A 6,245-nucleotide genomic window follows, 5' to 3' on the forward strand; every position below is an offset into this window, starting at 1 on the left:
ACTCGACTTCCGTCTCGTTCTGCGGCAAGTCAACTGCACCACCGGCATTCGGAGAGAATGACTTCACTCTCTACATGGATGTATTCATCGCAAGCACCAACCCCGTAGGTATCCTTGGCTTATACGGGGGATTATTTTTTTTAAAAAAATCCTGAAGATCAGGCGAATCGGCAGCGGCGGAAAGAATGTAGCCATTTGCATTCTTCAGGAATCTGAATCCAATTCGCCCGTTACCCACACCTTCTCGACCGACAAGAATTTCCCCCTTTGACACCTTAGCACCACTCTCACTGACTTTTTCCTTGAGAGCTTCCTGCAATCTTTTTTCAAAAATCTTCCTTAACTCCGCACTCACCTTGCACACCTCAGCATTTCAGCCATGGAATGTTGCATCGTACGAAATATCACGTCCCCCAAGCACCTCACCTATATCTACATTGCCAGCTTCGGTCCAAATTGCCCAGATCTTCCCCGCTGACGACCTAATTACCGCACAACCAATTCCGGCGACCGTATCGATGCCATCCATTCTTTTTGCATCGAACTGTTCCAAACCTTGTAGCAGCCTGCAAGATCAACTTATTCAATGCTCACACTCAGATCCCAGCTACCAGTTGTCATTGATCGCCAGGAATTAAGCTCTTCAAATAGGAAAGAATTTTCCTCCCGAGAGGAGACCCTAAATTTCCATTCAACAATATGATCTCGCCATACTCATCCATCGAAACACCAACATCATGTTCGCAAATATAATTACACAGTGTATCCAGAGCCAAGGGCGCCTCATTGAAATCAATATATCCTAACGCAAATTTTATTTCACTTTCGGAAAGACGACCATTAAACCCCTCTCCAAGCACCCTCAATCTCTCCAAATCTTCCATTTATTTTGCCTCCGGTAAAATCGGAATAGGTTCATTGTCCGGGAATGCTGTCACGATTCGACCAACAGCAGGCTGATAAACAGTGCGAATTCGCACACCATCTCTCACTTCCCAAGACACCCATGTGGCCGGCTCTCCCGCCTTAGTTAGAGCCCCGCCGGTTCCTGTCTGGGCGTACCATTTGGTGTTCGGAGAATTAACAACGCCGTCAACCTCAGAAATAATCTTTTTTGCATCCCACGATTCTGGAAATACGGTTTTCCCGGGATTACCGGGCCACATATGCCCGCCACTCGTAGGACTATCGCCATAGAGGATATGTTTACGTGCTTTTGGATCACATCCAAACAATCCAAGTGGATCAATCCAGCTTATCGGATTGCCATTGGCATATTGATATAGATTAGCCCCACCTGCCAGACCGATCGGGTCCGGACTAATATAACGTCCAACGTCAGGATCGTAGTATCGGAACAGGTTGTAATGTAGCCCCGTCTCTCGATCTAGATATTGCCCCTGGAAACGCAGGTTCTGCGGCCGCGGCACGGAAATCGGTCCAGATGCGGTCCCCTGCACTTCACCCCATGCCGGAATTGGCCGCTGTGACTCCCGCACGATCCAATCCTCCCGGACCGCGCTCCCCCACATCTTGTAGCGAGCCTGCCAGGTCAGTTCGCCATCGGCATTGGTCAGTTCCTCCGGCAACCCCGACACATCATTGTGGAAATAGTAGACCGCATCCCTTGCATCGGCATCGTTAGCCGCCGCCTTCCCTTGATCGATTCGCGCAAGCGGCACATAGCTATTAGCCTCATACAAATACGTCAGCGCTTCCTCACCCTGGCGGTCGTGATACGTCTCCTGCACCAACCGCATCCCATCCCACAGGAAATCCGTACTCGCGTAACTGCCATTGAGCTTCCGAATCCGACGACCGAACGCGTCGTATTCAAAATGCGTCGTCGAGATTCCAAGCCGATCCTTCGTCACGACGGTCTTCAACTGGTTCCAATCGTCGTACTCAAGAATCAGTTCCTTGGCAGGCCCATGACCACTCACCTTGCGAACCAGCCGACCATAAACGTCATACTCGAAGCGCTTGTCCTCGAACATCTTGAGCCGGTTGTGCTCGACGTAGCCACCCGGGTGATCGCTCGACACCAGGTTAGCCGCCGCATCCCAGCGAAACACTTCCGACGGCAATCCCGGCCCCGCCGCCTGTTCAATGCGCCCCGTCGGGTCATACCGATAGTTCGTCGTCCCATAACGCTGATCGCGCTTCTGGATCACGTCGCCCGCTGCATCGTATTGCCACTGCTTCGCAAGCAGGTCATCAGCCGCATGGCCACGCTGCACAGCGTGCCGCGCGCGACGGCCTACCGCGTCATATCCGAAATGACTGGTCAGCTTGCCCTGCGTTCGCAGCACCTCGCGATGCAGATCATCGCGTTCCATGTCGGCGACCGCAGCACCGTCAACGCGGATCTGGTGCACATGTCCCGACCCGTAATGCAGCCAGTCGATCGTGCGCTCGCCGGAGATCGTGGTGCTGACGCGATTGCCGAGTTCATCATAGGTATGCGCGAGCCAGCCGGTCGGTGTGTATTCCTCGATGACCTCACCGCGAGCGCCGTATTTCAAGCTGACCCGATTCTTCAGCGACGGGCCGCGAGCAGCCAGCGTGTACAACTCGGCGGATGTGATTCGGCTCGCCTTGTCGTACAGATATTCACATCGCTCATGCGCGGCTTGCTTCGCCGTCAGTCGACCGATCGCGTCGCGCTCGTATCGCGTCTCGATCTGTCCATCCCGGACACTCGTGCCTTGGCCGCACACGTCATATTCGTACGTACGCTTGTGACCATCCAGTCCGATCTGCGCAGAAACCAGATCGCGACGGTCATACTGGAAGCGATACGTCTCGCGATTCTCGTTGGTCAAACTCGCCAACCGGAACGCATCGTCGTACCCGAATCGCACGACACGATCAGCCGCATCCGTGCGTGCTATCAGCAATCCGCGCGGATCAAGTTCATAACGCGTGCTGCGCTGATTCGCATCAACGACCTCGACGAGCCGCCCGGCCGCATCGTATCGAAACATCTGGCGCGCGCCATCAGCCGTTCCGATCCCCGTGACCCTCCCCATCGCATCCGTTTCATAGACGGTGGACTGGCCCATCGCGTCGGTCACGCGCGCAAGCGTACCCCGCGCATCATATGCAAACCGCGTGACCTTGCCGGAACAATCCGTGTACGAGGTCAACTGAGCGCGGCCGTTCCATTCGAGGAACTTGTAACCACCGCGCGCATCGCGGATCGTGTGTACCAACCCGCGTTCATCCCGGTGATACTCGGTCGCGAAGCCCGCCGGATCGCGCGTCATCGTCAGGTTGCCGCGATCGTCGTAGCGGTAAATCCAGCGCGAGTTGGCCGGATCGGTTTCCGCGACGGGCAGGTCGTAGTGCCCGTTCCACTCGGTGCGCTCGACCTGGCCCAGTGCATCGATGCGTTGAGTCTGCCGCCCGCGCTCGTCATATTCGAAGCGGGTCGTGTTCCCTGCCGGATCGGTCGTACTGACCAACTGCCGCATCGCGTTCCATTCGAGGTGCCACACGTGACCTTCGGCATCCGTATGACTCGTCGGCTGATGATCCTCGTTCCATGTCCACTGCGTCACGCGGCCGATCTGGTCGGTAATCGTCACCGTGCGCCCGGCGAGGTCCGCATTGAACGTGTACGCTTCGCCGTCGTTGGTCCAGTGGCGCACGACACGTGCATCGCGCCCAACACCCTCCCACGCATAGAAACACTGCAAGCCGCCGCGCAACGTGTGCTGAACGATCAGTCCACGCTCGTACGCGAAACGTCGCGCGATATAGCCGCTGCGGTCGGTAACGGCAACCAGCTCGCCAGCATCGTTGTACGCGTAACGCACCAGCGTGTCGGGTTGCTCACCGTCCACACCACGGGTCAGCTCGATCGCGGCAATGCGTCGGGCGTGCGACTTGTCGTAGGCGAACGCCAATACGCGACCAGCGCTGTCATGCAGCCGTGCCGGCCGCACGACCTCACCGGCCGCTTCCTGCTCCACCTCGATCCAGTTGCCGTTGCGATCCTCGAGACGCCACAGCTTGAGCGTTTCGTTATCCGCATCGCTGCGGGCACGACCGAAATCGCGATACACACCATCGACCGTCTCGACCACATAGTGGCCACCCTCGGTGCAGATCAGGTAAATGCCTTCAGGCACGCTGAAGTGACTCTCACCCGGCGACACGGCCGGGAACACGATGTCGCGCCCCTGCTCGTCCCAGTAAGTGATCGACTGAACCTCGCCGTGTTCACGCGCGAGCCGCAGTTCAACGCTGATCGGCACGCTCCATCCCGTCCCGAACAGGCTGTCGGCACGATCGTCGAGGCTGCTATAGAAACGCTGCCACACGATCGGCAACGGCCCGGGCAGTACGAAGTCGGTATCGTCCGTGCCGTCGAGAACCTTGCTGCCGGTAATGACGTTGACCGGATGCCCTGCCGACGGCCGCGCCAGGCTCCCCAGCCAGGTACCGAACGCACCCGCCGCAAAATTCACCGCAAGACACGGCACCTTGCTCTTCAGGAACTGCCCCCAGCTCATCTTCCCGCGCCCGCAAACCGCGAGTGCAATACCCAGCGCCGCCCCCAGCCATCCGAGCCGGGTAGCAGACTTCACGTCCCTGACCCGCTGCGTGCCGCCGCCGATGAAAACGTTGTCCGAACCTTCGGCAATCGTCCCGTCGCAAGTGGTCTTGTCCCCGACCCGCGCGGCCGGTTGATCGTTGATGTAAACACTCCCCGACCCATCGGCAATCATCTGCGGCCCGGGATGATCGGTACACGCAACGGTATCGAGATCGCCCGGCTTCGCCGCCCGCGCCGCCTTCTTGTTGTTGACGTAAACGTTCCCCGATCCGCTTGCGATCTTGCCCTTGATCTCGGGCGGCACCATCGAATTGGCCAGCGCCTTCGCGCCGTCGTCGATGGCCTCGTTCATCCCGCTCGCTTCCATCAGCGCGCCCGAGCCAACGGCCACGCCGACACCGATCGCGATGACGAGCGGCGTCGCCAGCCCGGCCGTGCCGATCTCGAGCGCGGCGAGGCCGGCGAATATCAGCCCCTCCATCGCCTCCGCCACCAATGCCCCGACGATGGCGCCGCCGACCACCGACCCGACCGTACCGACCAGTTCACCCAGAAACGACGTGTGCTGGATCGGATCTTCGAAGCGAGCGGCCGCGAAGTTTTCCGCGCTCACGACGCGTCACCCGGCCCGAGCAGGGTCGGTCGCGCCGCGCGCGGCTGGAAACTGGCCAGCATGCGGTCGGCGATCGCCTGCTGTTCTTCGGTCAGCGGCGCCGCGCTGGTCAACGTCATCACCAGCACGCGGCCGGCGTCGTCCGACGGAAACATGGTCTGCATCTGATGCCAGAGCCGGCCGTCCCGTTCGTGCGTGGAGTCGATCTGGATGCCCGCACGACCCGCCACCGTCACGGGCCGGCGTGCTTTCTCGGTCAGCATCCTGGCATCGCGCGACGCCACTTCCCATTCGCGCGCGACGAACGCGTCGAGATTCTCACCGTCACGCAAGCGCCCGCGAGCGATCACGAGATTGAGGCCGCCGGGGCCGGCGTTCATCATCAGGATGTTGACCGTACGATCAAGCGCCGCGTCCGGCAGTTCGAAGGTGCCTTCGTGAATTGCGTAGTGCATGGCTGGTTTCGTTCGTTTTATTTGTTGAGATCGATGCGCTTGCCGTTGACCATCACGCCGTCGTCGGTCATCAGAATCACGGAGCCCTTGTGTTCGAGGCGAATGCCTTCCGGCGCGAGCGAGATCGAGCTGTCCATCACCTTCAGCAGGATGCCTCGCTCGGCCATGTAAACCTGCGTGCCGCCGCCTCCGTCCTTGGCCGGCGTCGTCACCTCGACGGTGGTCGCGGTCGTGCTGCGCTTCTCGGCGATCGTCTCGGTCAGGTTGCCCTGCGGAATCTGCTTCTCTTCGCTGCCGGTGGCCACCAGCACGGTACGCATCGGCCCCAGCACCTTGTGCGTCTCGTTGTTCTCGACGACGGTGTTCATGTCCTTCTGCGCGTGCATGAAGAACTCCTGCATGCCGTTCGTGTCGGTCATGCGGATCTCGTTCGACCCCTGCCCCTTGTGCGTCTGGCTCTTGATCCCCATCGTCTGGCCGGCCGCGCCGTGATACGGGTTGCCTTGCTCGCCGTTGAACACGCGGCCGACGATCACCGGGTTGTCCGGATCGCCCTGGTTGAACGCGACGAGCACTTCCTGCTTGATCCGCGGAATCGCGGCCGCACCCCAGC

General features: G+C 59.4%; 5 protein-coding genes. All 5 read right to left on the reverse strand.

Going from position 1 to position 6,245, the window contains the following annotated elements; translation table 11 throughout:
• Positions 1 to 70: 70 nt before the first annotated feature.
• Positions 71 to 355, reverse strand: a complete 285-nt coding sequence (locus DPV79_RS42045) for a hypothetical protein (RefSeq protein WP_133295638.1) — start codon at positions 353 to 355, stop codon at positions 71 to 73.
• A gap of 262 nt (positions 356 to 617) precedes the next feature.
• Positions 618 to 884: a MafI family immunity protein gene (locus tag DPV79_RS41860; protein WP_120760940.1), complete on the reverse strand. Its 267-nt coding sequence runs from the start codon at positions 882 to 884 to the stop codon at positions 618 to 620.
• A complete protein-coding gene (locus tag DPV79_RS10565) occupies positions 885 to 5,177 on the reverse strand; it encodes an RHS repeat-associated core domain-containing protein (RefSeq protein ID WP_113045369.1) in 4,293 nt (1,430 codons plus the stop codon).
• On the reverse strand, positions 5,174 to 5,632 hold the full coding sequence (locus DPV79_RS10570) for a DcrB-related protein (protein ID WP_113045370.1): 459 nt from the start codon (positions 5,630 to 5,632) through the stop codon (positions 5,174 to 5,176). Before DPV79_RS10570 ends, DPV79_RS10565 begins: the two co-directional genes overlap by 4 nt.
• A 17-nt stretch (positions 5,633 to 5,649) precedes the next feature.
• Positions 5,650 to 6,245: bacteriophage T4 gp5 trimerisation domain-containing protein (locus DPV79_RS10575; protein WP_425267356.1), on the reverse strand; the 596-nt coding region annotated here is incomplete at its 5' end.

This window comes from Burkholderia reimsis (assembly GCF_003294055.1).
Taxonomy (GTDB): domain Bacteria; phylum Pseudomonadota; class Gammaproteobacteria; order Burkholderiales; family Burkholderiaceae; genus Burkholderia; species Burkholderia cepacia.